The sequence below is a fragment of the Filimonas effusa genome, assembly GCF_004118675.1.
GTDB lineage: Bacteria > Bacteroidota > Bacteroidia > Chitinophagales > Chitinophagaceae > Filimonas > Filimonas effusa.
In genome coordinates this window covers 471,835-497,412 of the sequence record NZ_SDHZ01000001.1, presented here as the reverse complement: position 1 = coordinate 497,412, position 25,578 = coordinate 471,835, and the positions used below count along the sequence as shown (strand labels likewise).

28 protein-coding genes are annotated in these 25,578 nt (G+C 47.2%); 12 read left to right on the top strand and 16 right to left on the bottom strand.

The annotated features are described in order from the left end of the window. Entirely contained in the window at positions 1–1,008 is a 1,008-nt protein-coding gene (locus tag ESB13_RS01815; protein ID WP_129001328.1) for a DHH family phosphoesterase, read from the bottom strand. Positions 1,009–1,138: 130 nt separating this feature from the next. On the opposite strand from ESB13_RS01815, the gene ESB13_RS01810 reads away from it, so the two are divergent. Then, a complete protein-coding gene (locus tag ESB13_RS01810) occupies positions 1,139–1,555 on the top strand; it encodes a nucleoside-diphosphate kinase (protein ID WP_129001327.1) in 417 nt (138 codons plus the stop codon). Between the two features lie 566 nt (positions 1,556–2,121). Here ESB13_RS01810 and ESB13_RS01805 read toward each other — a convergent pair. The 6 genes from ESB13_RS01805 to ESB13_RS01780 all read right to left on the bottom strand — a co-directional run bounded on the left by ESB13_RS01805 (position 2,122) and on the right by ESB13_RS01780 (position 8,885). Next, positions 2,122–3,960 (bottom strand): UbiD family decarboxylase, encoded by a 1,839-nt coding sequence (locus ESB13_RS01805; protein ID WP_129001326.1) that lies wholly within the window; start codon positions 3,958–3,960, stop codon positions 2,122–2,124. A gap of 11 nt (positions 3,961–3,971) precedes the next feature. Next, positions 3,972–4,403, bottom strand: a complete 432-nt coding sequence (locus ESB13_RS01800) for a hotdog fold thioesterase (protein WP_129001325.1) — start codon at positions 4,401–4,403, stop codon at positions 3,972–3,974. Positions 4,404–4,407: 4 nt separating this feature from the next. Then, on the bottom strand, positions 4,408–4,881 hold the full coding sequence (gene coaD / locus ESB13_RS01795) for a pantetheine-phosphate adenylyltransferase (protein WP_129001324.1): 474 nt from the start codon (positions 4,879–4,881) through the stop codon (positions 4,408–4,410). A gap of 214 nt (positions 4,882–5,095) precedes the next feature. After that, the gene (locus tag ESB13_RS01790; protein ID WP_129001323.1) at positions 5,096–6,022 is read right to left on the bottom strand and encodes an aspartate carbamoyltransferase catalytic subunit; all 927 of its coding nucleotides are present in this window, start codon (positions 6,020–6,022) and stop codon (positions 5,096–5,098) included. A 148-nt stretch (positions 6,023–6,170) separates the two neighbouring features. Next, on the bottom strand, positions 6,171–7,457 hold the full coding sequence (locus ESB13_RS01785) for a glucose-1-phosphate adenylyltransferase (RefSeq protein ID WP_129001322.1): 1,287 nt from the start codon (positions 7,455–7,457) through the stop codon (positions 6,171–6,173). 9 nt (positions 7,458–7,466) lie between these two features. After that, positions 7,467–8,885 (bottom strand): glycogen synthase, encoded by a 1,419-nt coding sequence (locus tag ESB13_RS01780; protein ID WP_129001321.1) that lies wholly within the window; start codon positions 8,883–8,885, stop codon positions 7,467–7,469. 122 nt (positions 8,886–9,007) lie between these two features. On the opposite strand from ESB13_RS01780, the gene ESB13_RS23895 reads away from it, so the two are divergent. Both ESB13_RS23895 and ESB13_RS01770 read left to right on the top strand, forming a co-directional pair. Continuing rightward, complete coding sequence (locus ESB13_RS23895; RefSeq protein ID WP_220399531.1) at positions 9,008–10,912, top strand: MFS transporter; 1,905 nt, start codon at positions 9,008–9,010, stop codon at positions 10,910–10,912. A gap of 94 nt (positions 10,913–11,006) precedes the next feature. After that, positions 11,007–11,978, top strand: coding sequence for an ROK family protein (locus ESB13_RS01770; RefSeq protein WP_129001320.1), 972 nt, complete (start codon positions 11,007–11,009; stop codon positions 11,976–11,978). 68 nt (positions 11,979–12,046) lie between these two features. On the opposite strand, the gene ESB13_RS01765 is transcribed toward ESB13_RS01770, so the two are convergent. Beyond that, positions 12,047–13,120 carry a cytochrome-c peroxidase gene (locus ESB13_RS01765; protein ID WP_246022398.1) on the bottom strand — a complete coding sequence of 358 codons (1,074 nt, stop codon included), beginning with the start codon at positions 13,118–13,120 and terminating at the stop codon, positions 12,047–12,049. 1 nt (position 13,121) lies between these two features. Next, positions 13,122–13,844, bottom strand: coding sequence for an MbnP family protein (locus ESB13_RS01760; RefSeq protein WP_129001319.1), 723 nt, complete (start codon positions 13,842–13,844; stop codon positions 13,122–13,124). A 59-nt stretch (positions 13,845–13,903) separates the two neighbouring features. On the opposite strand from ESB13_RS01760, the gene ESB13_RS01755 reads away from it, so the two are divergent. Beyond that, on the top strand, positions 13,904–14,548 hold the full coding sequence (locus ESB13_RS01755; protein WP_129001318.1) for a J domain-containing protein: 645 nt from the start codon (positions 13,904–13,906) through the stop codon (positions 14,546–14,548). A gap of 100 nt (positions 14,549–14,648) precedes the next feature. On the opposite strand, the gene ESB13_RS01750 is transcribed toward ESB13_RS01755, so the two are convergent. Next, complete coding sequence (locus ESB13_RS01750; protein WP_129001317.1) at positions 14,649–15,212, bottom strand: hypothetical protein; 564 nt, start codon at positions 15,210–15,212, stop codon at positions 14,649–14,651. Between the two features lie 314 nt (positions 15,213–15,526). Here ESB13_RS01750 and ESB13_RS01745 point away from each other — a divergent pair, with 314 nt between their 5' ends. Continuing rightward, positions 15,527–16,396: a transglutaminase-like domain-containing protein gene (locus tag ESB13_RS01745; RefSeq protein ID WP_129001316.1), complete on the top strand. Its 870-nt coding sequence runs from the start codon at positions 15,527–15,529 to the stop codon at positions 16,394–16,396. Positions 16,397–16,469: 73 nt separating this feature from the next. Further along, complete coding sequence (locus ESB13_RS01740; RefSeq protein ID WP_129001315.1) at positions 16,470–16,937, top strand: Dps family protein; 468 nt, start codon at positions 16,470–16,472, stop codon at positions 16,935–16,937. A gap of 154 nt (positions 16,938–17,091) precedes the next feature. Here the strand turns inward: ESB13_RS01740 and ESB13_RS01735 are convergent, their stop codons facing one another. Beyond that, positions 17,092–17,502, bottom strand: a complete 411-nt coding sequence (locus ESB13_RS01735) for an OsmC family protein (protein ID WP_129001314.1) — start codon at positions 17,500–17,502, stop codon at positions 17,092–17,094. Between the two features lie 41 nt (positions 17,503–17,543). On the opposite strand from ESB13_RS01735, the gene ESB13_RS01730 reads away from it, so the two are divergent. Then, positions 17,544–17,876, top strand: a complete 333-nt coding sequence (locus ESB13_RS01730) for a tRNA-binding protein (RefSeq protein WP_129001313.1) — start codon at positions 17,544–17,546, stop codon at positions 17,874–17,876. 93 nt (positions 17,877–17,969) lie between these two features. Further along, on the top strand, positions 17,970–18,467 hold the full coding sequence (locus tag ESB13_RS01725) for a methylated-DNA--[protein]-cysteine S-methyltransferase (RefSeq protein WP_129001312.1): 498 nt from the start codon (positions 17,970–17,972) through the stop codon (positions 18,465–18,467). On the opposite strand, the gene ESB13_RS01720 is transcribed toward ESB13_RS01725, so the two are convergent. Then, the gene (locus ESB13_RS01720; RefSeq protein ID WP_129001311.1) at positions 18,464–18,946 is read right to left on the bottom strand and encodes a cytidine deaminase; all 483 of its coding nucleotides are present in this window, start codon (positions 18,944–18,946) and stop codon (positions 18,464–18,466) included. The two genes, ESB13_RS01725 and ESB13_RS01720, sit on opposite strands and share 4 nt — an antisense overlap. 109 nt (positions 18,947–19,055) lie before the next feature. Beyond that, positions 19,056–20,552, bottom strand: coding sequence for a signal peptidase I (lepB, locus tag ESB13_RS01715; protein ID WP_129001310.1), 1,497 nt, complete (start codon positions 20,550–20,552; stop codon positions 19,056–19,058). 178 nt (positions 20,553–20,730) lie between these two features. On the opposite strand from lepB, the gene ESB13_RS01710 reads away from it, so the two are divergent. From ESB13_RS01710 to ESB13_RS01695, 4 genes are read left to right on the top strand one after another with little or no spacing between them, the layout of a single operon-like run. After that, positions 20,731–21,186 (top strand): YhcH/YjgK/YiaL family protein, encoded by a 456-nt coding sequence (locus tag ESB13_RS01710; RefSeq protein ID WP_129001309.1) that lies wholly within the window; start codon positions 20,731–20,733, stop codon positions 21,184–21,186. Positions 21,187–21,208: 22 nt separating this feature from the next. Further along, a complete protein-coding gene (locus tag ESB13_RS01705) occupies positions 21,209–21,934 on the top strand; it encodes a pyridoxine 5'-phosphate synthase (RefSeq protein WP_129001308.1) in 726 nt (241 codons plus the stop codon). A 40-nt stretch (positions 21,935–21,974) separates the two neighbouring features. After that, a complete protein-coding gene (locus ESB13_RS01700) occupies positions 21,975–22,496 on the top strand; it encodes a DUF2911 domain-containing protein (RefSeq protein WP_129001307.1) in 522 nt (173 codons plus the stop codon). 17 nt (positions 22,497–22,513) lie between these two features. Continuing rightward, entirely contained in the window at positions 22,514–22,864 is a 351-nt protein-coding gene (locus ESB13_RS01695; protein ID WP_129001306.1) for an ArsC family reductase, read from the top strand. A 79-nt stretch (positions 22,865–22,943) separates the two neighbouring features. Here ESB13_RS01695 and ESB13_RS01690 read toward each other — a convergent pair whose 3' ends face one another. The 3 genes from ESB13_RS01690 to hisF all read right to left on the bottom strand — a co-directional run bounded on the left by ESB13_RS01690 (position 22,944) and on the right by hisF (position 25,541). Next, entirely contained in the window at positions 22,944–24,044 is a 1,101-nt protein-coding gene (locus tag ESB13_RS01690) for a TlpA disulfide reductase family protein (RefSeq protein WP_129001305.1), read from the bottom strand. Between the two features lie 109 nt (positions 24,045–24,153). Then, positions 24,154–24,768 (bottom strand): bifunctional phosphoribosyl-AMP cyclohydrolase/phosphoribosyl-ATP diphosphatase HisIE, encoded by a 615-nt coding sequence (hisIE, locus tag ESB13_RS01685; protein ID WP_129001304.1) that lies wholly within the window; start codon positions 24,766–24,768, stop codon positions 24,154–24,156. A 14-nt stretch (positions 24,769–24,782) separates the two neighbouring features. Then, on the bottom strand, positions 24,783–25,541 hold the full coding sequence (gene hisF / locus ESB13_RS01680) for an imidazole glycerol phosphate synthase subunit HisF (protein WP_129001303.1): 759 nt from the start codon (positions 25,539–25,541) through the stop codon (positions 24,783–24,785). Between the last annotated feature and the right edge of the window lie 37 nt (positions 25,542–25,578).

Below are 25,578 nucleotides of genomic sequence, written 5' to 3'. Positions count from 1 at the left end.
TTATTGTAGTTGTGCTTCGTATTGTTGTAAAACTTGTTTGAATTTTCGTGTTGTTGATTCGAGGTTGTCGCTGCTGCGTCCTCCGGCGGCGTTTTTATGTCCGCCTCCTTCAAAATGGTTTCTGGCGAACTGGTTGACGTCGAAGCCGCCTTTGCTTCTGAAGCTCCATTTTCTTTCTTCATCGCGGTCGATGACGATGGCGCCAAACCTGATGCCCTGGATGGAGAGCAGGTAGTTTACGAGGCCTTCGGTATCGCCGGTGCGGATATCGAAACGCAGGAGATCGGCTTTGGGGATAGACATGATAGCGGTATTGTATTCGTACAATACTTCGAGCCTGTTGAGCAGGCAATGGCCCATAAAGCGGAGCCTGTTTTCGAGGAAGCTATCATAGATATTTTCGTGAATGACGGTATGGTTAAGTCCCAGGTCCTTGAAATGCGCCACGATACGGTGTACGGAGGCGGTGGTAGCAGGGAAGCGGAACGAACCGGTATCGGTCATGATGCCTGTATATAAACAGGTAGCCATGTTAAGATCGAGTTTACTGCCATAACCTGAGCCGATGATAAAGTCGTAGACCATTTCGCAGGTAGAGCTTTTGGAGGTATCGCTTATACCGTAGGTAAAGGCTTCTTCCTGTGGCTGCTGGTGGTGATCTATCAGTATTTTGATACAGGACAGTTGCGTGAGCAAGTGTTCCATATGTTTGGTACGGTGCAGGATGTTGAAGTCGAGACAGAAGAGGAGATCTGCTTCTTTAGCAAGAGCGGTGGCTTTTTCGCGGTGGCTGTCGTAATCGATCACGTTGCCGACACCTGGCATCCAGTTAAGGAAATCGGCCCAGTTGGTGGGAGAAATTACCGTAGCCTGGTGGCCGAGCGACTGTAAAAAGTGACAGAGACCAAGTGCGGAGCCCATGGCATCGCCATCAGGTTTCTGATGCATGGTTATGATCACTTTTTGAGGCGTAGCCAATAATGGGTAAAACAGTTCAATATGTTGCATACGATGGCGGCAAAATTCAGGGTTTAAACGCATTCGTTCAAATATATTTAAGGTAAATGGCTACGGGATGGGTAATATCCAAAATTCATTAGCTTTGCGCGCCTCGTGCATTTAATATATCTTATACTATATGAGCAACAAAACATTCACAATGATTAAACCTGATGCTACCGCGAAGGGGCATACAGGCGCTATTTTAGACCAGATCATCAAGGCTGGTTTTTCTATCAAGGCAATGAAATGGACCCGTCTGACCACTGCACAGGCGGGAGAATTTTATGCTGTACACAAAGAAAGGCCTTTTTACGGTGAGCTGGTTGCATTCATGAGCAGCGGTCCTATTGTTGCGGCGATTCTTGAAAAAGACAATGCTGTAGCTGATTTCAGGACCCTGATCGGAGCTACTGACCCTGCTAAAGCGGAAGAGGGCACTATCCGTAAAAATTTTGCTTCTTCAGTAGGAGAAAACGCGGTACACGGTAGCGACAGCGACGAAAACGCTGCTATCGAGGGAAGCTTTTTCTTCTCCGGACTGGAGAGGTTCTAAGAGCAATAGATCCAATAAAAAAAGCCGCGGCATGCCGCGGCTTTTTTTATTGTTTTACTGGCCAGCTGGCAGGCTGGCAGATCAGGTGACGGTATAACAATGGCTCGCTTATCGCTCGTTCATCGTCCGTATATAAAGCGTACTTTTTCGTAGATGCGGGGGGAGGTTGCGATCTGCCGGCATGTGAGGCAGGGGGGAAAAAATATAGGGGCAATGGAAAACCATCGCCCCTTTTTCAACCCTAAACCCTTAAAAAACATGATTATTATACGAAAAACCATGCCATTATATTGCATAATAAGAGGGAAATGGGATAAGGCATTGATTTTTATCGCCCTAATTGCCTCATTTTGAATGATATGTTAAAACAGGGACATCAAACCTGTCAGAAACCTGACAAGTATGACGTTTAAACAGTCAGTTCTGTCAGGTTTATGGCTTTCCGGCTTCCGGGAGGCGTTTAAGGCAGTTGATTTCATTGCCCAAAAATTCCCACTATGAAACCACTTTCCCAATTTGGTCCACAATAACAGTTATTTGGCGTCACTTTTTTATTTGGAAAGCTTCTATATGTTGTATAAGCTTCCTCCTTTTTGGAACAGGGAATCGACTTTTTCTTCTACAGCAGCATTTTTAATCAAGGGAGGTGCATGATGTGGTTTTATGCGGGCATCGATGATCAATGGGCCTTTGCAGCCCCAATGTTTATTTTCGGTGAAGCTGTTTACACCATAGATGTCGTGAGAGGGGTTACTACGCGTATAGGTTACCCAGAGATAATTATTAAGCGTATGGGCAACGAAGCCTGCGTTGTCGCAGATGATGATGAGCGGAACAGTTGTGAGCGCTTCTCTTACGGGAGACAAGCGGGCAGACAAACCGGCCATTTCCTTTTCAGCATTTTCATATGATGTAAACGGCGGCGCCTGCAATGCTACTACGCCGGGCATCACCAGGCATGCATGGGGGAAGTCATCCAGTGCAGCTAACGGGGCTGGTACCTGCGTAGCCAGTTGACGTTTCACCGGGCCATAAGCGGCCAGGATCACTTTACTACCTGTATTGAGGCCGGTGCCTGAATAATCGAGCGTGTCGATAGTGGTATGAGTCTGGAAATGAAGATCCCTTTCGAGGTCGATCCTTTCCAAGATATACGACATAAATGGCAGTATGTCATGTGCTGAAACGGCGGTTCCGGTATCGGCGGCGGTGATAAAGAGATATTTTGCAAGGCTCAGCTGCCCGGTTCCCAGCACCCTGTTGGCGATGGTAAGCAATTCGGCAGGGCGGCCCGGGTGTTTGTAGGGTGTATAACGTTCGCTGCCTACGGCCAGTAACAATGGGTGAACGCCGGCGGCATCAACGGCATGAACTTCTTTGAGGCCGGGGATCTCGTGTTTGATAGCGCTGCCGGTAAGTTCATGGATAAGATCGCCAAAGCTGGTATCTTCCTGTGGCGGTCTTCCTACTACCGTAAACGGCCAGATCGCATTTTTACGGGCGTAGACCTGTTTTACGCGCAGTACGGGGAAAGGATGTGTAAGGCTATAATACCCCAGATGATCGCCAAACGGGCCTTCGGGTTTGGTTTCACCGGGATAGACTTCGCCGGTAATGACGAAGTCGGCATCGGTGCTGATGCAATAACCATCAATATATGTATAGCGGAAGCGTCTGTTACCCAGTATCCCTGCGAAGGTAAGTTCGCTCATTCCTTCGGGTAAGGGCATCACTGCCGACAAGGTATGTGCGGGCGGGCCTCCTACAAAGATGCTCACCTTCAGCGGGAGTCCTTTTTCAGCGGCGGCAGCCTGGTGTACGCCTATGCCCCTGTGCACCTGGTAGTGCAAGCCTATTTCTTCGTTCCGTTTATAATCATTGCCGTTTAGCTGGATACGGTACATACCGAGGTTGGCTTTCATGATACCCGGAGCATTGATGTCTTCGGAATAGACCTGCGGCAGGGTAACGAAAGCGCCGCCATCGTTTGGCCAGTGGTGGATCAGGGGGAGGTCGCTTATGCTGATCTTCTGTGCCAGTACAGGTTTTTGAGCAGGATCTTTCAGTGGCAATGCTTTCAATGCAGACAAACCGGCGCCGATATGTTTAAACGGCGCTTTTATTGCTTTTGCCGGATCGTTTTTCAGTTCTACCAGCGCGCGTACTTTGTCGAGGGATTTACGGAAAATGAATTTACTCCTGTCGAGCGTACCGAAGATATTGGAAGCTGCGCGAAAGCGGGAGCCTTTTACATTTTCAAAGAAAAGCGCGGGCCCCTGTTTCTCATATACTCTCAGGTGTATTGCCGCCATTTCGAGCCAGGGGTCCACTTCTTCTTTAATGCGTATAAGGAGTCCGTTCTTTTCGAGGTCGAGCAGACATTCTTCGAGTGAGGAGTAATTCATTGTATACAGATTTAGGAGAGGCGCGGCAGGATACTCACTGTTAAGCGGCTTATGCAAACGAGCCTCTGTTGTTCATCATGGATCTTAATATCCCATACATGGGTTTGTTTTCCCAGGTGCAGGGGCTGGCAGGTGGCGGTGACTATGCCGTCGCGAACGCCGCGGATATGGTTGGCGTTGATTTCGAGTCCTACGCAACTGAACTTCCCGAGATCAATAACCATAGCGGAGGCGACGCTGCCTGCGGTTTCGGCGAGTGCGGCGGAGGCGCCGCCATGTAACAAGCCATAGGGCTGCCGTGTACGATCGTTCACCGGCATGGTTAGTTTGAGGTAATCGGGTCCTATTTCGGAGAATCTCATACCGAGCACTTCGGCCAAAGTATTTCTGCCGAGAGCGGTAAAATCGTCCAGGGACAGCTCTTCTTTGAACCAGATTGCCATATGTTTATTTTTTAAAGATGCTTTTTTTAACAGGTTCGGGGAGGAAAGGGCTTGCATCGCCGCCATGCCTGATGACATCTCTTACGAGCGTAGAAGCTACGGATGTGTATTCGGGCAGGCAGGTCAGGAATACCGTTTCGATAGAATCGTCGAGGCTTCTGTTCATATCGGCGATCACTTTTTCGTATTCGAAATCGCTCACGTACCTGATACCCCGTACAATATACTTGGCCCCGATATTCCTGCAGCAGTCGACCGTCAATCCTTCGTACATGACGACTTCGATGCGGGCGTCGGCTGCAAAGATCTCTTTCACCCATTCGTAGCGTTGTTCATCGCTGAACATCGGTTGTTTGTTGGCGTTTTTGCCGATACCGATAAAGAGTTTGTCGAACAGGCTAACGGAGCGGTTTACGATATCTACATGTCCGAGTGTAATAGGGTCGAAAGTACCGGGGAACAAGCAAATGCGAGACATAGATTCTATTTTTCGATTTTAGATGGAGGCGGGTTCAAAAGTAAGAAAGAACTGTTTTACCCGGAAGCCTGTTTTTTGTGAACGAAGCCGTTTCTTTTGCAGGCTTCCGGGTAAGCTATTCAAGGCATTTGACCGGCGAGTTGCTGCCAATGGCCTGGTTTGCTGCCGGTTTGTATTTACCGGAGTAGTTTCTATTTACTTTGAAGCGCCCATTCTAATTTTCCCTGTTGGCGAGCAGGTATAATGCGGCCATTCTTACAGCCACGCCGTTTTCTACCTGGTTCAGAATGATGGATGATGGTCCGTCGGCCACATCGCTATCCAGTTCTACGCCTCTATTGATGGGGCCGGGGTGCATGATCACGATCTCCTTGCCGAGGCTTTCGAGCATTTTGCGGTTGATGCCATAGGCGAGGTTATATTCTCTCAGGGAAGAGAACAAAGGCTGGCTTTGTCTTTCGAGCTGAATACGGAGAACGTTTGCGACGTCGCACCATTGCAGCGCTTTTTTCACATTATATTCTACGCGCACGTTGAGAGCATCGGCCATGTATTTGGGAATAAGTGTGGGTGGTCCGGCTACGGTTACTTCGGCGCCCATTTTGGTGAGCAGGTAGATGTTGCTGAGGGCTACGCGGCTATGCATGACATCGCCGATGATGGCCACTTTCAGGCCTTCGAGTTTTCCTGTTCTTTCCTGCATGGAGAAGGCGTCGAGCAGTGCCTGGGTAGGGTGTTCGTTGATGCCGTCACCTGCATTTACTATAGCGGCGGGAATATGTTTAGCGAGGAAGTGGGGGGCACCGCTGGCGCTATGCCGCATCACCACCATATCGACCTTCATGCTAAGGATATTGTTCACTGTGTCGAGTAAAGTTTCTCCTTTCGCTACCGAGGAAGCACTGGCTGTAAAGTTGAGAGTATCGGCTGAAAGTCTTTTCTCTGCCAGTTCAAAAGACATACGTGTACGCGTAGAGTTTTCGAAGAACAAGTTAACTACGGTAATGTCGCGGAGAGAAGGGACTTTCTTCACCGGTCTTTGTAAAACGTCTTTAAATTGTTGTGCTGTAGAGAGAATGAGGCTGATATCTTCCCTTGTAAGATCTTTAATGCCTAGCAGATGTTGCGTAGATAGTTTCATTAAAGGGCGAAGATAAAGTAAAAAAGGAATAGATGACAGGTGACCGATGCCGGATGGCCGAATTTATGTGTTTTTATGTAGCAGTTCGCTGTGCGGGGAGGGGAAAAAAAGAGGCCCCGCGGTAACGGCGGGGCCTCTTTCCATTATTCTAAGATATTTCGAAGCCGTTATTAAGGACGGCTCCTTTTTTCACTACTATGATACCGTCTTTGATGGTATAGAGCGGGTGATCGGTATTTTCGAGATGCGGGCCTCCGATGACCTTTACGTCGTCGCCGATGCGGGCATTTTTATCGATCAGTGCATTTTTGATAAAGCAACGTGCGCCGATGCCCAGTTCGGGTTTGTTTTTCTGGCGGTTGCGTTCCATGATCTCGAGGGTTTCATAGAAGTCGTTGCCCATGACATAGGCATTTTCTATGGTGGTGCCCGCTCCTACCCTGGAACGCAGGCCGATCACGCTATTTTTAAGGCTGCTGCCCAATACGATAGAACCTTCGGCGACGATGGTATTGTCGACCATGGTACCGCTGATCTTTGCCGGGGGGAGCATACGTGAGCGGGTATAAATGCGATTGTTATTATCGAAAAGGTTAAATGGCGGAATGTCTTCTGTTAAAGCGATGTTGGCTTCAAAGAAGGAGTAGATGTTTCCGATATCTGTCCAATAGCCATCATACTGGTAGCTTACTACTTTGTATTTGTTGATGGATTGCGGCATAATTTCTTTTCCAAAGTCGGGGTAATCCGGGAAAGTTTCTTTCAATATTTCGAAGAGGGTATCCCTGTTAAAGATGTAGATACCCATAGAAGCGAGGTAATTTCTCCCCGTTTTTTTCATTTCGTCTCCAGTATCACTGGCCCAATCGGGCAATAATTCCTTTTTAGGTTTTTCGATAAAAGACGTAATCAACTGGTCGTCATCTACTTTAAGGATACCGAAGTCGGAGGCTTCGCGTTCTGCTACCGGGATGGTGGCGATGGTAATTTCAGCGCCTTTTTCCCTGTGGGCTTCGATCATTTCGGCGAAGTCCATCTGGTAAAGCTGGTCTCCGCTCAGGATGAGGATATATTCGAACTCGAAGTTATAGATATGTCGCATCGACTGCCTTACGGCGTCGGCGGTGCCCTGGAACCAGCCGGGGTTATCGGGGGTTTGTTCGGCGGCAAGGATATCTACGAATCCGGAGCCGAATGCGCCGAAGTTGTAGGTATTCTTGATGTGTTTGTTAAGGGATGCCGAGTTAAACTGTGTTAACACGAACATGCGTCTGATGTTAGAGTTAATACAATTGCTGATTGGGATATCGACGAGGCGATATTTACCGGCGATAGGGACGGCGGGTTTCGAGCGGCTGGCGGTTAAAGGATAGAGCCTGGTGCCTGCGCCACCACCTAATATCACTGCCAGAACCGAAGTAGAGATGTTAAACATAGAACGGTATTAGTATTTCAATCGTTGATAAATGTCTATATATTGCTGTACCGAATGCTCCCAGCTATGATCGATCTGCATCATATGCCGGCGCATGTTATTAAGCCTTTCTGTATTTCCAAACAATTCCAATGCCCTGTTAACTGAATATACCACATCGCCTACGGTGGCGTTATTAAAGCGAATACCCCATCCGCCTTCATCGCCCATATCGGTAACTGTATCTTTCAGCCCTCCGGTGCTACGCACCATGGGCACTGTTCCGTATCTCATGGAGTACATCTGGTTGAGCCCGCAGGGTTCTACCCTGCTTGGCATCAGCAGAAAGTCTGCTCCTGCATATAACTGGTGACTTAATGCTTCGTTATACCCGATCTCGACGTTATAGTTCCCTGGGAAATGGGGTTTCATCTGGCTCAGTTGCCATTCGATATGCGGTTCACCGCTACCCAGTACCAGGAAGTTCACCTTTCCTTCGAGGCCATACAAAGAACTAACAATTGCATCAGGCAAAATATCTGCCGCCTTTTCGCCTACCAGTCTTCCAATGAATGCGATCAGCGGATATTGCGGGTCGAGTCCGAATTCGCGGCAGATCCTGGTTTTATTATCGCGTTTGCCTTCTTCCACGTCGTCGATATCGTACTGGACCTCGATAAAGGGATCGTTCATGGGGTCCCATACTTCGTTATCGATACCGTTGAGCACTCCCACACATTTTCCTTTCTCGTATTCGAACAGCGCTTCCAGTCCGTTTGAGTTATACCTAAGTTCTTCGAGGTAGCTCCAGCTTACGGTGGTAACCTTCCATGCATTTTTTATGCCAGCCGCCAGCGGGTTGATAACGCCACCCCATTCCAGCAGTCCTCCTTTTGTGATGTCCCATACCGGCAGCAGATTTCCTTTATCCCATCCCATCCAGCCCTGGTATTGTGCGTTGTGGATGGTCATCACAGTGGGGATATCTGCTAAACGGTTATAGTAGTAGGAATTTTTCAGGATGAACGGAATGAGCCCGGCGTGATAATCGTGGCAGTGAATGACATCGGGTTTATGCTGCCAGTGATTGATCCAGTCCACCACCGCGATCTGGAAGGCGGTAAAGCGTTCGGTATCGTCGGCGTATCCATAGATCCTGTCGCGATCGAGCAAGCCATTAATATCCACTACATATAACGGGAATCCCAGCTTATCATGTTTTTCCCTGATGACGGTATAATCGAACCACCAGTTGCCCATTTGGGCGCGCCCTTTAAAATCGGTGACCCATTCGTTCTGGTATAAGAAACGGGTACGATACATGGGCATAACCACCTTACTAAAATGTCCCAGCTTGCACTGATATTTTGGCAAAGCCCCTACCACATCTCCCAGTCCACCTGCCTTCGCCATAGGATAACATTCGGCACTGACATGAATAATTTCCATACGCATACAAGTTAAGCATCAAATGAATATAGTTTCCCCGGGGCAGGAAAAAATTTTCACAATAGTTTTTCTGTTATTTTTATAACATCATTAACGGTCTAATTATCATACCAACAACAGACATGAGCCTATCAACCAATCAAAAGACAAACGGCGGAGCTTTAGCCACGCTGGTGCTTGTCTTCTTTTTCTGGGGATTTATTGCTGCTTCCAACAGTATTTTCATCCCGTTCTGCAAATCGTTTTTCAATCTCACACAATTTGAATCGCAACTGATAGGCACGGCGTTTTACGGTGCTTACTTTATTGGATCGTTATTGCTCTATGTATTATCAGAAGCCCGCGGCAGCGACCTGCTGAATAAACTGGGGTATAAAAAGGGCATCATTGTGGGGCTGTGCATTTCGATAGCCGGCGCCCTGATGATGATCCCGGCCGTAAGTGATGAGAACCTGCAACCTATAGAACAAAAGACAGCACTGATACAAGGCTTACATCCGAATCAGAAGATCATTACTGCCGATAAAGCTGTTACGATAAAGAAAGACAGTACCGGTTATAGTCTTATCATTCGTAAAGGAGAAGCAGGCGACACTTATCTTACGAACAGTGTTATACTTGCGAATATAAGCAGTGCTTTTCAACCAACCGCAGCTAACGGCGATAAAGTTGCGGCAACGTTTCCGGACGAAAAAGTACCAGTGATCGTAGCGGCACTGAAGGGTGAGCAGGTAGCCTTCGGGAATTTCAGTTTCATACTTATTGCCTTATTTGTTATCGCCCTTGGGTTTTCGCTGCAGCAAACCTGCGCCCAGCCTTTTGCCATTCTTCTTGGAGATCCGGCCACCGGGGCGCAGCGACTGAACCTTGGCGGCAGTGTCAATTCGTTTGGCACTACTGTAGGGCCTATTATTGTAAGTTTCTTTTTATTCGGGACCATTAATGCTGACGTTGACAATACTTCGGTAAGCTCTATCAAAACACTTTATATGATAGTAGCGGGTGTATTTGCCTTGGTTGCGGTGATCTTTGCCGTATCGAAACTGCCTTCCGGTAAAAACGAGGAGGCTTTTGAGCGGGCTCCCAAAGCGTCGCGTTCGCTGTTACTGCTCACCGGTTTTATTATACTGGTGATCATACTGGGCTATGTTACCGCCGTGCCGAAGCTGGTGTTGTTACTGGCAGTGATGGCCATAGTGGTAGGCATTTTGTTCTATAGTAATAGCCTGGCTATGAAAAACAGTGAAGGCTGGGGCGCCATGAAGTATCCGCAGCTTATTTATGGTATGCTGGGCATTTTCGTGTATGTAGGTGTAGAGGTTACTATCGACAACAATTTTGGGGCGCTGCTCAAAACTCCGGGGTATTTAACGGAGAGCGGGCTCAGCGAAAGCGCCATTTCGAAATATATTTCCCTTTACTGGGGCAGCCTGATGGTTGGCCGCTGGACCGGCGCCATCAGTGTATTCAATCTTTCGGGCATCAAGAAAACCATTGCCACCATTATCGTTCCCTTTGTGGCTTTTGCCATTATCCTTTATGTGAATCATTTAAGCGGAAGTGATGTAAATGACCTTTATGGTTATGCGATTTGTGTAGCTGTTATCATAGCAGCGTTTTTCTTTTGCCAGGACAAACCGGTTAAAACGCTGCTCACCGTATCGACACTGGCGATGGCAGCGATGCTTATTGGTATATTCTCGAAGGGCATTGTTTCGGTATACGCCTTTATCGCGGGCGGGTTATGCTGTTCTGTGATATGGGCAAGTGTATTTGCGCTGGCGGTAGCCGGGTTAGGGAAGTATACCAGCCAGGGATCGGCCTTCCTGATCATGATGATCCTGGGTGGCGCCATTATACCTCCTTTCCAGGGCGTACTTGGCGATATGCCGGCTATTGGCATGCATTACTCGTATGTTGTGGCCGCAGGTTCTTTTGCCTTCCTTGCCTTCCTGGCGCTGAAGTTCAGGGGTGTATTAAAAGCCCAGGGGCTGGATTTCGACAAGCAGATTGAAAGCGGGCATTAGTAAACGAAGACAATTATTACGGACCTGAAGGTAAAAGCATTTCACTGCAAGCCCGAGGGGCCATCAAAATTCAATATACAAAACAGATAACAACATGAATTCCGGTTCTCAACCCTTAGCGATTGGCATTGACATAGGCGGCACCAATACGGTGTTTGGCGTAGTAGATCACAGAGGAAATATTTTGTACAGAGGCGCTATTTCCAGCAGACAGCACAGCGATGTAGCTGATTATGTAACAGAGCTGCATGCGGCCTTACAGCCGGCGATCAAGGAAGCCGGCGGCATTGGCGCTATCAAAGGCATTGGCGTAGGCGCACCCAATGGCAACTATTATACGGGCAGTATTGAATATGCACCTAATCTTTTATGGAAGGGCATTGTACCCCTGGCTGATCTTATTTCTGAAAAATTTGGTATACCTGCGGCCCTCACCAATGACGCCAATGCTGCTGCCGTTGGAGAAATGACCTATGGCGCCGCCCGCGGCATGAAAGACTTCATTGTTATTACGCTGGGTACCGGCGTAGGCAGCGGTATTGTCATTAACGGGCAGGTGGTGTACGGGCATGACGGCTTTGCCGGTGAACTTGGTCATACCATCATCATCCCGGGGGGGCGCAAACACTACTCTACCGGAGCGGAAGGTTCACTGGAAACATATGCTTCGGCCACTGGTTTACGTTTTACCACGCTGGAGTTGCTTGAAAAAGATCCTGCCAGGCCCAGCCTTCTCCGCGACTATAAACCGGAGGAAATAGACAGCCGCCTGGTTTATGATTGTGCCATAAAGGGCGACGAGCTGGCCCAGGAGGTTTACCGGTTTACCGGTGGTTTACTTGGAAAGGCACTGGCCAACTTTGTGATGTTCTCTTCTCCCGAAGCGATCATCCTGTTTGGTGGTCTTTGTAAAGCAGGTGATCTTATCATGCTACCTGCCAAAGAACAAATGGAAGCACATTTACTGCCTATCTACCAGAATAAGGTGAAGGTATTGTTCAGCGAACTAAGAGAATCGGACGCCGCCATCCTTGGGGCGAGCGCATTGGTCTGGGAGCTGAAATAGCCAATATTACGTGTCGGCAGCTTTTATGTAGCAGGACCTGCATAAAAGCTGTTGGCATTTTATCAAAGCTAGTGGTTCTGCGGATCGGGGAACTGCGCCTCTTTCATTCCCGGCGGCAGCCCGAAACGTTTATCGGATAACAAGGTACTGTCGGTAAGCGCGAACAGGAAAGCAGTTAACTGCCCTATTTCAAAGTTCGAAAGCGGGATGCCATTTTTCACCAGGCTATCGACGCCGGGCATCGTTGTATGTTGTTGCCGGTAGTGACTGAATACATCTGCCAGACTAAAAAATCGCCCATCATGGCCATAGGGGGCTGTGACTTTCACATTACGTAATGAAGGAACCCTGAATTTATAAGCATCCCTTTTATCGAGCGTGATACGCATTCTCCCGGAGTCGGCAAGTGTACCATCTGGTTCCAGGCCAATATTCCGATAGGAGAAGTCGGTAAAGAACGGGGGCGGGTGGCAGGAAGCACATTTCCGGTTAAAGATCTGCTGGCCGAGGTTTTCAGCCAGGGTAAAGGCAGCCTCTCCCCTTTTCACTTTATCATATTTACTGTCAGCGCTCACCATCATCAGCATAAACTGGCTGAGCGCCTTCATCATTCTTTGTGTGTTGATCAGCGTATCGCCAAAGGCTGCCCTGAACATGCGGCGATATTGTTTATCGGCGCGTAGTTTCTGCAATACGTTGCTGATGGTTTCTCCCATTTCATTGGAAGCGGTGAGCGGAGCAAGCGGCTGCAGATCGAGGTGGTTGACACCTCCGTCGTGCATAAATTCCTTTTGCCATGCCAGGTTAAACAATGCCGGGGCGTTACGCGTGGTAAGCTGGTTATCGACACCATGGCTTAAGCTATGGTCGAACGTAGCAAATGCCGCAAACTGCTGGTGACAACCGGCGCAGGGGAAGTTACCGTCTTTGCTGAGCCTGCCATCGTAGAAAAGGCGGCGTCCCAGTTCAAATCCTTCCCTGGTGGGCTGATTTTCCCTGAAGTTATATACGGGCTGCGGCCATCCTTTTGGAATGGGCATAGCCATAGGTGTGGTTCCGTAACGCGGCTTATTGCGGGCAATGAAGCTACTGGCCATTCCTGTTGCCATTATCAATACCAATATCACTGCCGCTCCTCTCATGTCAGGGTTCGTTTATTACTGAGAACATTTCCGCATAATTGTCTGCCAATAAAACGGCAAGACTGCCGGGCGCATGGCATACCGGCTGCGCAGCAATCATAATGTCATGTTTACCATTGAACCATTTCAAGACATTGGCAGCGACATACAGCGTTTGCCTGTTGTTTACAGGCAATGTGATCCACCTGGCGGTTTGTTGTCCGGGTTTATAGCCTCCTACATGATAGGTATAATAGTTCCCCGGCGCTTTGGAGGCCGGAGATCTCCCTTCCAGTTTGGCCATGATATAACCACTGTTCCAGGTCCAGAACATACCATTCAAGGGGTCCAGCGTGCCTGTAAGCACACCAGCCGTATTATAGGTGCTATCAACTCCCAATAAAAAGCGTACACTTACCGTTCCGGCCGGCAGCGCTGCGAGAGAGATCCTGGTGCTGGCAGTATCGGACTGATCGACAAGGAATACTTTTCCTGATAATGCTTCCAGTTTTTTACCGGCAGCGTCCAGCGCCTGGATATGCGAAATGTAATATTTGAAACTATGAACCGAGAAAGGTTCTGCGAAGCTATTGGCATAAACACTGTCTTTTACCAGCGGCGCCGTTCCCACCCTGTGACGGAACTGTAATAAAAAAGACTTTGCTTGCGCCTGCAGCGTACCAGCAAACAACAGGGCGGCCATTATACAGCTACCATACTTCCCTATTAGCGGATTCCATATCATGGGAGTTTAAAGATATCAACTTAACGGCACTATCTTCGCCATAAGTTCCGGAATGTGTTATGGCAACAAAAGACTACTACCAGATATTAAATGTAAGTCCCGCAGCATCCATACAGGAGATCAGAAAAGCGTTCCGTCAGCTGGCGTTACGCTATCATCCTGACAGGAACCATGCCGATCCGCTGGCGGCGGTACATTTCCGGGAGATACAGGAAGCATATCACACCCTATCCGACAAAGGCCGGCGCTCTGCCTGGCATTACGAGCATTACTATAGTTTGCATAAGGCTGCCCGTACAGGGATGGTCACTCCTGACTGGATACTTACCCAAAGCCTGGAGTTGCAGAAAAAGCTAAGCCGTCAGAACCAGTTCTTATATGACCGCGACCTGCTGCATTTGCAGATAAAAGAACTGTTATCGCCGTATCATCTTTCGGTATTACAGCATGCAAACGATATAGCCACCAACAGCGCCATCATACAACAACTGTTATCGTGCCTGCCTTTGCTGTCGTATCAACAAGCGATCGAGACGGTTGAGTCGTTATCGGCGATACGGCCTGTACATGCGGCTACCGAGACCTCCATCAAAGTACGTTTTAAAGCAAGGAAAAGACAATGGATCATAGACAGGTACAGGATACCGGCAGCCATTCTTCTTGCCTTGCTATTGCTGGCTGTAATTGTAATCAGTATCCGTTAATGTGCCAGGCCCGCTTCCAGAATTACCGGGATACCGGAAAACAAAAAAGACCACATTGCTGTGATCTTTTGTTATGATCCGATGGCCGGACAAACTTCTCTTAACCATCTGTATCTCTTCGCTTGTTATGCAGGTTTAGTTTAACAGACCAGTCGCCCATGGCGCCTGATAATTCTATTTCTGCTACGAAGCGATCGTAGCGCTTGTCGTTAACATCAAGGGAGAGAATGCTGACAGCAAAGCGCAGGTTTTCGGTAGGTTCTTCCATTTCACCAATAAAGTGTACAGCACTGCGATCGATCCAGGTCATGGGACTTTTCCGAACCATCCGGAAAAGGTTTTTGTAGGCTTTTACAGCTTCGTCATAATCATCTCCCCTGTACATGACGGCCTGCCATCCGGAAGTAGAATCGTCGTCGGAATGGAACCGGTAGATCACACAATCCTGTGCGCCGGGAAGTTTCACCAGCGAGGAATAACTTTCGGACTCCCCTTGTTGCAGTAATAGTTCCCCCTGGATGTTCTTGTAGTCGAGTCTGAAATCGAGCACTATTTTCTGAAGTGCATTTGTGAACCCCGGGGAGGGCAATATAGATTTATAGAACTGTGCCTGTGCAGACACGCAGGCGCATAGCAGGAGCGCCAGTACTAACTGGTTTTTCATTGTTGATGGGATTTGCTTTCAATATTACCCAAAAGCATAGTAAAAAGAACTAATGTGTATATTATGATTTTTCCTGCCGTGGATATACACAGTGGGGACAGATGAAGACAACAGATGGTGAGATGGCGGATAGCATGTGGCGGTATTGCAGGAACTACCCATTTTACATCCGCCAACCTTAGTCAATAATCTGTGTATATCCGCTTCCATTCAGCATCTTCCGGCTTCCCTTATTCACAATGTGGTATAAATTCTATTAGTATTATAACAAAAAAATGAGTTAGTTTGTAATAGCAGAAGATTGTCAGCAGCTTATGCAGGAAACTAAAGAGATATCAGCATTATTTACCTTGATTGACGACCCCGATGAGGAAGTCTTCACCACTGTGTCGCAACGAATTGTGGACTATGGGAAGGGTATTATTCCGAACCTGGAGCATTTATGGGAGAATTCGCCCAGTGAAGATATCCAGGAGCGGATAGAAATGCTGATTCATCGCCTTAATTATACTGACCTGATCAATGATTTTACTGAATGGAAAAACAGTGCTTATCACGATCTGCTTTTCGGTTGTCTGCTGGTTTCCAAATTTCAGTATCCGGATCTGCAGACGACGCCTGTGCTGCTGGAGATTGAAAAGATCAGGCGCAATGTATGGCTTGAGCTAAACAGCTATTTAACGCCGCTGGAGCAGGCGAATGTTATTTCCAGCATTCTTTACAACTATTACAACCTGAAGGGAACGGAATTAAATCATGCCAATCCCGACGACTATTTTATACACCGGGTGTTGCAAAGCAAAAAGGGCAACAGTATTTCCAATGGCATTTTATACCTGATACTGGCTCAATTGCTGGAATTACCTGTCAGGGCTATTGCCGTTCCCCGCCAATTTGTACTGGCATTTTTTCATAATGACTACGACGCGGGGCTTCATAAGGCCAATCCTATGGAGAAGATCCATTTTTTTGTAGATGCGAGCACAGGTCATCCATTCAGTCATAGTGACCTGGATAACTATTTCAAGCGCATTTCCATACCTCCTACCCCGTATTTTTTCGAGCCGCTCAATAATGTAAGCGTGATACAGGAATTGCTGGAAGAGCTGGCCAAATGTTTTACCTCACCTAACCAGCAATATAAATACGATGAGCTTATGAATATTTCCATGCTACTTGATTAGCAGGCGATATTCCGGCGCGTTGTTTGTACCTGATTTATGAGGAATCATTTTCACGTTAAACCTATTTTTTCTTATGAAAGCGAATATTGGACTTACAGAAGATCAAAAACAGAGTTCATCCCTGATCCTGGGCCGGATTCTGGCAGACGAGTTTGTATTGTACACCAAAACCCGTAATTATCACTGGAACATTGAAAGTGTAAACTTTCTGGCCATGCACGAATTTTATGAGCGTTTATACAATGAGTTAGACGACGTATTCGATGAAGTGGCAGAACGTATACGTATGCTGGGACACTATGCCCAGGGTCGTTTAAAAGACTTCAGCCAGGTTACCAGCCTTGAAGAAGGAGAATATACCAATGATCAGAAAAAGCAGCTTCAGAACCTGCTGGACGATCATGAAACACTTATCCGCCTGCTTCGTAATGATATTGATAAACTGGAAGAGCATCATGACAAGGGTAATGCTGATTTTGTGACCGGGCTTATGGAAAAGCATGAGAAGTGGGCCTGGTTTATCCGCAGCTACCTCGTGTAAACGATACTGCACATCAGCTTTTAACAAGATTATGAGCAGCCTGTCTACGGCGGGCATTAGATCTTACAATTTAAAAGAAGGCTTTACTAAGTTGATAAAACCAGTAAAGCCTTTTTTTTGCCCGGAGCTTCCAGGCAGGGGATCATTTCAGCTTTTATTCCAGCACTGCTTCGAGCGATACTTCTGCATTCAGCAGTTTACTTACGGGGCAATTTTCTTTTGCATCTGCTGCACAGGCATCGAACTGTTCACGGGAGATACCGGGGACTTTGGCTTTCAATACCAGGTGTGAAGTGGTGATGGCGCCGTTGTCGAGCGTGATGTGCGCTGTTGTTTCAAGCGTGTCGGGGGTGAATCCGGCTTCGCCTAAAACAAAGCTCAGCTTCATGGTAAAACAACCGGCATGCGCTGCTGCGATCAGCTCTTCGGGATTGGTGCCGACGCCTTCGGCAAAGCGGGAGTTAAAAGAATATTGTGTTTTGTTGAGGGTGGTGCTTTGTGTGGTTAAGGTGCCGTGACCATCTTTACCTGAGCCATTCCAAATGGCGGTTGCATGTCGCTTCATAAGTACTATTTTTCTATTTTTAATGAAAGTAAAAACATTATATGGCTATTACATGGGACGATTTTGAGAAGGTAGAAATGAGAACGGGTACTATTATATCGGTCGACGATTTCCCGAATGCCCGGAAACCGGCCTACCAGCTGGCTATTGATTTCGGCGCTTTGGGTATTAAAAAGTCTTCCGCTCAAATCACTCACCATTACAGTAAGGAGCAATTAATGGGCCAGCAGGTGATTGCGGTGGTTAATTTTCCACCAAAACAAATTGCGAATTTTTTCAGTGAATGCCTTGTGCTGGGCGTGTATGATGAAAACAATAATGTTGTGCTGCTGCAACCGGGGCAGGCAACGGGGAACGGGCTGAGAGTAGGGTAAGCATGGAACTTTAGAAAGGTTGGGAGAATGGAATAAATAGGGTAATTTTAAATACGACACTATTCCCGGGTTTCCCGGCATATTCTGTTAGCCATGAACGAACTGCATTATACATATTATCAAAGTCCTGTTGGCCTGTTAAAAATAGGCGGGACAGAACAGTATATTTCAGAGGTGAGCTTTATTGACAATCAGGACCAGGTAACTCATGGAGAGCCTGGAATACCTGACGTTATTCACCAGTGTACGGAGGAGCTGATCGAATTTTTTCATGGAGCGCGGCGGCAATTCACGCTTCCTGTTCACCAGGAAGGGACTGAGTTTCAGCAGCGGGTATGGGGTGAGCTGCTGTCTATTAAATTTGGTAAGACCATCAGTTACCAGGAACTCGCCAAAAAGCTGGGCGATCCGCAGGTGATAAGGGCTGCGGCAAGCACGAATGGCAAAAACAAAATAGCCATTATTGTTCCCTGCCACCGTGTTGTAGGTTCCAACCGTTCGCTGGTTGGGTATGCCGGTGGTCTCTGGCGCAAAAAATGGCTATTGGACCATGAGAACAAGATCGCTCATGGTGTTCAGACCTTATTTTAGAGATCTTTACTTGTAAAACCCAGAGGGAGCAGCATATTGGCTTCTTTTACCAGGTACACTTTTCCTTCCATTCCGCTTAGAACAATACGAATAGGTTTATGCGTCCGGCCTTCATATTCCATGAGCGTCTGGCGGCAGATACCGCATGGAGAAACAGGCTGATCACTGCTCCCATTGTTGACGTTATGGTAACTGATGGCCATTGTTATGATAGGCATACCCGGGAAAAGGGCGCCAACTGTAGCAAGTAATGCGCGTTCGGCACAGATACCTGCGGGATAGCTCGCATTTTCCTGGTTGGTAGCGGTAAGCACCTTACCATTTTCGAGCAAGGCGGCGGCAGCCACTCTGAAATTGGAATAGGGTGCATATGCCGTACCCGTAGCTTCGCGGGCCTGTTGCAGCAACTGCGCGTCATCGGTGTTAAGTTCACTGATGCTATTGTATTCTTCGAATTCAAAAACAAGCTGCTTATTCATGTGTGATATTCCGGCGGTTATTGCGCTAAAAAATCCCCACAGCGGGTTGCTATGAGGATTTTTAAAGGTACATTATTTAATTATAAACAAGGGCTTAGCCCCGCTATTTCTATTTAATGCTTCTAAAGAGACGGCTCCAACGCGGTCCATTCTTCCAACTAAACCATATAAGAGATGCTTTACCTACGATATGTGTTTCCGGAACAAAACCCCAGAAACGGCTATCCTGGCTGCGGTGGCGGTTATCTCCCATCATCCAGTAATAGTTGTATTTGAAGGTATATTTATTAGTAGCAACACCATTAATGATATACTGGCCGTTGTTTTCTTCCAGTGTATTATGTTCGTAAGTATTGATCACCCTCCTGTAAATCTCGACGTTCTCAGGAGTAAGGGTCACTGTTTCTCCTTTTGCAGGGATATGCAGCGGGCCAAAGTTATCTACGTTCCAGGTATGGAACTTATCGTAGGGGAATACGCCGGTACCATAATAAGGTTCAAGGGTAACAGATCTCACGTTAGGCAGTTTCCTGATCTTACCGGCTTCTTCCGGGGTAAGATTCAGGTACTGTGTTGTATCGCTGCTACCTCTGATAACATCCCCTTCGGCAGTGTCGTCGAAGCCCAGTTCATCTCTGAGAAAATCGTCGCTTACAGGCGTGCCGTTTGTTACGATCTTATAGTCGATTTGTGAATGCGGTGGAATAAAGGCGGGCTGATTGTTTACGAACAGTACGCCGTCTTTGATAAAGATATCGTCGCCAGCCACAGCCACACATCTTTTGATGTAGTTATCTGTTTTATCCATGGGGTGAACGATCACCGGGTATTCTGCTTCGAGTGCGGCCCTGTCGCCATGGTAGCGTTCGCGCAGGACATCGTAATAAGGTTTTGCAGAACCGTAATCCGGCAGGTTGATGATGGTATCACCGGCAGGGAAGTTAAACACGACCACATCGTTCCTTTTTACAAATCCGGGGCCAGGAAGGCGCTTATACGGCAACTGCACCAGTGTAGTATAGGAAGGTGTAGTTGGAGAAGCCGGCATGGTGTTATGCACAAAAGGGAAACTGATAGGCGTTTGCGGGATACGCGGTCCGTAGCTCATTTTATTTACGAAAAGGAAATCATTGATAAGCAATGTTTTCTCCATACTACCCGTTGGGATGGTATATGCTTCGAAAATGAAGGTGCGGATGATGGTAGCGGCAACGATGGCAAACACCGCAGCGTCGATCCATTCCCTGGCACCGGACTTTTTATATTTTTTTACTACTTCCGGTCCGCCATATTTCTCATTTTCGGAGAAGCCGAGGTAAGGGAGGTATATAAAAGGCACAAAAACGGCCAGTGCGTGCTGCAGCAAAGTAAACTTACCAAAGTGCATTACCCAGATAATCGTGATCCATATGGTGATAAACTGGCCTGCTATAGGTAAGAACTGTAACCAGAACCAAACCTTTTTGATACCTGTTCTTTCAACGATGAACCAGGTGTTATAGAAGGGGATCAGTGCTTTCCAAGGTGCGATACCCGCTTTTTTGAACATGCCATAAAGACCGATATGCCAACCTAAAATGTAGACAATGAATATAATCCAACCCATGTTTTTTTTAATTAAGCCTGACAAAAATACCATTCTGCGCCGTCCTGCCAAATTGAAGGCCGAAAAGTTTTGCTAATCCTGCGTTTCAGCGTCAATGGTTATCATTTCCCCTACAAAAAGAGGGTAAAAGGCCTGTGGTATATCAAATTAATGTAGGTTTGGAGACAATTAACAGGACATGATAATAGATACATTAGCTAATGCCCCTCTGTATTATACAGCCGGGAGTCGTTTTGAGAAAGCCTTTCAGTTCTTACAAAACAATACGCTGGAAGATCTTGCAAAAGGAAAACATGAGATAGACGGGGATACTGTTTTCGCGATTGTGAACGAATATGACAGTATTGACCCTGCAGGGGAACAGATGGAAGCTCACAAGGAACACATCGACATACAATATATTGTAAAAGGGGAAGAGCGTATGGGGCATGGTTTTTTAACATCGCAAACGCCTTCGAAAGAATATGATCCGGCCAAGGATTTTATGTTATTTGGTGAAACGCCTGATTTTTTCTCCGTATTAAGAGCAGGTATGTTTGCCATTTTTTATCCCGGGGATCTTCATATGCCCAATATCCAGGTGAGCAGCCCTGCCTTTGTAAAGAAAGTCGTCATAAAAGTCAAAGTCGGGTAACACAAAAACGTAATCACACGATATGAGCCATAGTACCAAGCTGTCAGTCAATATCAACAAATTTGCGACGCTACGAAACAGCCGTAGCGGAAATAATCCCGATGTTGTAAAGGCAGCAATAGACGCCCAGCGTTTCGGCGCTGATGGAGTTACCGTACATCCCCGTCCTGATGAGCGTCATATCCGTTATAAGGATGTGCGCGATATCAAGAAGATCATAGGCACTGAGTTCAATATTGAAGGCAATTGCAGTGAGCAGAAGTTCATAGACCTGGTATTAGAGGTGAAACCTGAGCAGGTAACGCTGGTGCCTGATGCATTGGGACAGCTTACCAGCGATCATGGCTGGAATACCATAGAACACCAGGCTTATCTTACGGAGAAGATCGCTTTATTCAAGAAAGCGGGTATCAGGGTCAGCATCTTTGTAGATCCTGTAGTAGAGATGGTAGAAGGCGCTGCCAAAACCGGTACTGACCGCATAGAATTATATACCGAAGGTTATGCGCGCCGTTTCGAAAGCAATAAGGAGAAGGCGATAGCACCTTATATAGCTGCAGCACAAAAGGCGAAGGAACTGAAGCTAGGCATCAATGCGGGTCACGACCTGGACCTTTATAACCTGCAGTTTTTCAAGAAAAACATACCCTGGCTTGATGAGGTATCGATAGGCCATGCATTGGTTTGCGATGCTTTATACCTGGGTTATGAAAATGCGGTTCAGCTTTACAAGCGCCAGCTTTTGTAGAATCACACTCATCAATAATTAACCTAAAAGAATGAAAACTATGAAACAGGTTCTATGTATGCTCACCTGCCTGGTGATGCTGGCTACCGTTGCCGTAGCTCAAAATAAAAAACCCGCCAGTCCCTTAGACAGCGTGAGCGCAACTATCAGCAAAGGCACAGCTGTCAAGATCGTATACAGCCGTCCATCGGTAAAAGGCAGGACGATAGGTAAAGACCTGGAGCCATTGCCTGGCAAGATCTGGCGTGCGGGTGCGAATAAAGCCACTGTATTTGAAGTGAGCAAAGCCGTAAAAGTTGAAGGCCAGCCTCTGGCTGCCGGCAAGTATGCGTTCTTCGTTATTGAAAACAATGACGAATGGACATTGATCTTTAACAAAGTATGGGATACCTTCGGCGCTTTTCAATATGAGAAGAACAAAGGTGAAGATGCTTTACAAGTAAAAGTAAAAGGCGGCAAAGCACCGGGCTTTACCGAAACACTTACTTACACCATTAACAAAGAGGGCAAAGTAACCCTGTTATGGGGCGATCATGCTGTAAGCTTTACTGTAAAAGGATAGAACCAGAGGAGATCAATATGTATACGGTTTACGGAATACCCAATTGTAATACGGTAAAGAAAGCGCTTGACTGGTTAAAGGCCAACGATGTTCCTTATGCGTTTCATGATTACAAGAAGAAAGGAATTGATGCCTCTCACCTGAAATCATGGGCTCAACAAAAGGGCTGGGAAGCGCTTGTTAACAAGAAAGGCACTACCTGGCGTCAGCTTGATGCTGCGGAACAAGCTGCGGTGACCAATGAAAAAGCCGCGATCGCTCTTATGGAGGCAAAAACCAGTGTTATTAAACGTCCTCTGATTGAATTGGACGGGAAGGTTGTTGCGCTGGGCTTTGATGAAGGGGAGTATGGCGGAATCAAGTGGTAGCCGACCAGGGCAGGCATGGTAGCCTGTTTATATAACTGAAAAGCCGGAGCGTTTTGCTCCGGCTTTTTTTATGGCTGTTTTACTTTAATAATTCATCCAGTTTCCGGAGCAGGGCTTCTCCACGAAGGTTTTTAGCGACTATTTTGCCTGTGGGATCTACGAGGATATTTTGAGGGATCTGGGAGATGCGGTAGGTTCTGGCTACTGCGTTATTCCAGGATTGCAGGTCGCTGACCTGCGGCCAGGTAAGATTGTCTGCTTTGATGGCATTGAGCCAGGCGTCTTTGCTCTGGTCAAGAGAAACTCCGAGGACAGTAAAATTCTTGTTTTTAAAACGATTAAAGGCAGCGACTACTGTAGGGTTCTCGGCCCGGCAGGGGCCGCACCAACTGGCCCAGAAATCGACCAGCACATATTTACCTTTAAACTGGGAAAGAGAAACGGGTTTACCGTTCACATCGTTTTGGGTAAAATTGATAGCCTGCGTTCCAACGGCTCCTATTTTTCCTTCAGCAATTACCTGACGGATGCCGGTGGCAAAACGGTTGCCGAGCGCTGCACCCTGCAAGATGGCGAAACGACGTTCCAGGAGCGACAAGTCTTTGTTGGGGTCGGTATCGAAGCTATATGCCAGCAACAGGGCGGACATGGGAGATTGATTCTTTCTTTCAATAAAGCGATCTATACTGGTTTGCCAGATCATAAAGGCAGTATTGAGCTTAGGCATGGCGGAATCGCGGATCATGACGTTACGAGCTTCCTGCACTTGTTTGTTATAAAATGCGACGTAATCGGATAATGGTTTGAGGTAGTATAGGAACTCTTCATAATCGTTGTGGGCTATAGCCCCGGCAACCGTAATATTTGCCAGATCGTTGACAGAACCTGACAAGGCAATATTTTCATTACCCATGAAGAGGATGGTTCTTTTATTCAGTGCCGGGAAAGCAAGCAACCTGGTATCGATATCAGGAGCCTGTCCCTGGAGTTTGAAAGCACCATTTTTAACATAGGTGCTGGCGAGGGTATCATTTTCATTGGCGCCTGCCAGGTAAACCAGGGTTTGGTCGGGAATGTCTTTCAACTGACCCGAGATCGTAAATCCCTGCTGGGCAGCGGCCTGGGTGAAAGCAAATAGTGACAGGTAGCCTGCTGTGCATTTCAGGTATTTATTGATCATATCATTGGCTCTTGTGCAACTAAAATAGGGAAAATAGACGGAAGGGGGATATTACAAAACGCCCCGCAAAGCTGAAACCTGCGGGGCGTAAGGGTCGCATTACATTATTTTACTTTTTTTCATGACGTTCCTGCAATACGGCTATGATATCGCTAAGGCTAAAGCCTTTGGCATTTAACAGTAACAGGTAGTGGAACAGCAGGTCTGCCGATTCATTTTTAAACAAATCGTCGTTATTGTCTTTAGCCTCGATCACCACTTCCACTGCTTCCTCTCCTACTTTCTGGGCTATTTTGTTTAATCCTTTCTGGAATAACCTGGCAACGTAAGATTCCTCGGGGGAAACCTGGCGGCGTTGCTGAATAATCTGCTCCAACTGTGCTAAGAAGCTATGATCGCCGGGATGGAGGGAAGGATTGGATTCGTTCCAGCAGGTATCGGCGCCGGTGTGACAAACGGGCCCTACGGGCTGCGCTTTTATGAGTAACGTATCGTTATCGCAGTCTACTTCCATTTGCTGTAACAACAGAAAATTACCACTCTCCTCTCCTTTTGTCCATAACCTTTGTTTGCTACGGCTGAAAAAAGTAACCTTACCGGTATCCTTTGTCTGTTGAACGGCTTCGCTGTTCATAAAGCCCAACATAAGCACTTTACCGGAACTGGCATCCTGTATTACAGCTGGCACCAGGCCATCGGCATATTTATCAAAATCGATTTTCATAAACACGTACAAATTTATAATCTTACAGGAATGTTACAGCCTTTCAGATAGGTTTTCAATTCAGGGATTGCGATCTCCTTAAAGTGGAAGATACTGGCAGCAAGAGCTGCATCGGCATGAGCTTCGGAGAACACTGTTTCGAAATGCTGCATATTTCCACCGCCGCCCGACGCGATGATGGGAACGGGCAAACTATCGGCCAGCGTGCGGGTAATATCGAGCGCGAAGCCCTGTTTGGTTCCATCGTGGTTCATGGAGGTGAGCAATATTTCACCGGCGCCGAGGTCTACTGCCTGTTTTGCCCAATCGACACACCTGGTATCTGTTTTCACGCGACCGCCGTTCAGGTACACATACCATTCGCCATCGTCTTCCAGGCGCGTATCGATGGCGAGTACCACACACTGGCTGCCGAATTCCTTTTCCAGGTTTGTTATCAGTTGGGGATTGCGGAAGGCGGCAGTATTCACAGAAATCTTATCTGCTCCATTCTGCAGCAGCACCTGTACATCATCGACACTGCTGATGCCTCCGCCTACAGTGAAGGGAATATTGATCTTATGGGAGATCCTGTTCACGAGTTCGCTTAAAGTCTTCCGTTTTTCAACGGTTGCCGTAATATCCAGGAATACCAGTTCGTCGGCTCCCTGCTGTGCATATAAGGCACCCAGTTCAACGGGATCACCGGCATCACGCAGGCTTTCGAAGTTGACCCCCTTTACAGTTCTGCCGTCTTTGATATCGAGGCAGGGTATAATACGTTTTGCTAGCACACTTTACAATTTTATATTAAAAAGCAAATCAACAGCC

Coding starts and splice junctions, on each gene's coding strand:
- ESB13_RS01815 (WP_129001328.1), bottom strand. CDS start 1,008: ATGCAACATATTGAACTGTTTTACCCATTATTGGCTACGCCTCAAAAA.
- ESB13_RS01810 (WP_129001327.1), top strand. CDS start 1,139: ATGAGCAACAAAACATTCACAATGATTAAACCTGATGCTACCGCGAAG.
- ESB13_RS01805 (WP_129001326.1), bottom strand. CDS start 3,960: ATGAATTACTCCTCACTCGAAGAATGTCTGCTCGACCTCGAAAAGAAC.
- ESB13_RS01800 (WP_129001325.1), bottom strand. CDS start 4,403: ATGGCAATCTGGTTCAAAGAAGAGCTGTCCCTGGACGATTTTACCGCT.
- coaD (WP_129001324.1), bottom strand. CDS start 4,881: ATGTCTCGCATTTGCTTGTTCCCCGGTACTTTCGACCCTATTACACTC.
- ESB13_RS01790 (WP_129001323.1), bottom strand. CDS start 6,022: ATGAAACTATCTACGCAACATCTGCTAGGCATTAAAGATCTTACAAGG.
- ESB13_RS01785 (WP_129001322.1), bottom strand. CDS start 7,457: ATGTTTAACATCTCTACTTCGGTTCTGGCAGTGATATTAGGTGGTGGC.
- ESB13_RS01780 (WP_129001321.1), bottom strand. CDS start 8,885: ATGGAAATTATTCATGTCAGTGCCGAATGTTATCCTATGGCGAAGGCA.
- ESB13_RS23895 (WP_220399531.1), top strand. CDS start 9,008: ATGAGCCTATCAACCAATCAAAAGACAAACGGCGGAGCTTTAGCCACG.
- ESB13_RS01770 (WP_129001320.1), top strand. CDS start 11,007: ATGAATTCCGGTTCTCAACCCTTAGCGATTGGCATTGACATAGGCGGC.
- ESB13_RS01765 (WP_246022398.1), bottom strand. CDS start 13,120: ATGAGAGGAGCGGCAGTGATATTGGTATTGATAATGGCAACAGGAATG.
- ESB13_RS01760 (WP_129001319.1), bottom strand. CDS start 13,844: ATGATATGGAATCCGCTAATAGGGAAGTATGGTAGCTGTATAATGGCC.
- ESB13_RS01755 (WP_129001318.1), top strand. CDS start 13,904: ATGGCAACAAAAGACTACTACCAGATATTAAATGTAAGTCCCGCAGCA.
- ESB13_RS01750 (WP_129001317.1), bottom strand. CDS start 15,212: ATGAAAAACCAGTTAGTACTGGCGCTCCTGCTATGCGCCTGCGTGTCT.
- ESB13_RS01745 (WP_129001316.1), top strand. CDS start 15,527: ATGCAGGAAACTAAAGAGATATCAGCATTATTTACCTTGATTGACGAC.
- ESB13_RS01740 (WP_129001315.1), top strand. CDS start 16,470: ATGAAAGCGAATATTGGACTTACAGAAGATCAAAAACAGAGTTCATCC.
- ESB13_RS01735 (WP_129001314.1), bottom strand. CDS start 17,502: ATGAAGCGACATGCAACCGCCATTTGGAATGGCTCAGGTAAAGATGGT.
- ESB13_RS01730 (WP_129001313.1), top strand. CDS start 17,544: ATGGCTATTACATGGGACGATTTTGAGAAGGTAGAAATGAGAACGGGT.
- ESB13_RS01725 (WP_129001312.1), top strand. CDS start 17,970: ATGAACGAACTGCATTATACATATTATCAAAGTCCTGTTGGCCTGTTA.
- ESB13_RS01720 (WP_129001311.1), bottom strand. CDS start 18,946: ATGAATAAGCAGCTTGTTTTTGAATTCGAAGAATACAATAGCATCAGT.
- lepB (WP_129001310.1), bottom strand. CDS start 20,552: ATGGGTTGGATTATATTCATTGTCTACATTTTAGGTTGGCATATCGGT.
- ESB13_RS01710 (WP_129001309.1), top strand. CDS start 20,731: ATGATAATAGATACATTAGCTAATGCCCCTCTGTATTATACAGCCGGG.
- ESB13_RS01705 (WP_129001308.1), top strand. CDS start 21,209: ATGAGCCATAGTACCAAGCTGTCAGTCAATATCAACAAATTTGCGACG.
- ESB13_RS01700 (WP_129001307.1), top strand. CDS start 21,975: ATGAAACAGGTTCTATGTATGCTCACCTGCCTGGTGATGCTGGCTACC.
- ESB13_RS01695 (WP_129001306.1), top strand. CDS start 22,514: ATGTATACGGTTTACGGAATACCCAATTGTAATACGGTAAAGAAAGCG.
- ESB13_RS01690 (WP_129001305.1), bottom strand. CDS start 24,044: ATGATCAATAAATACCTGAAATGCACAGCAGGCTACCTGTCACTATTT.
- hisIE (WP_129001304.1), bottom strand. CDS start 24,768: ATGAAAATCGATTTTGATAAATATGCCGATGGCCTGGTGCCAGCTGTA.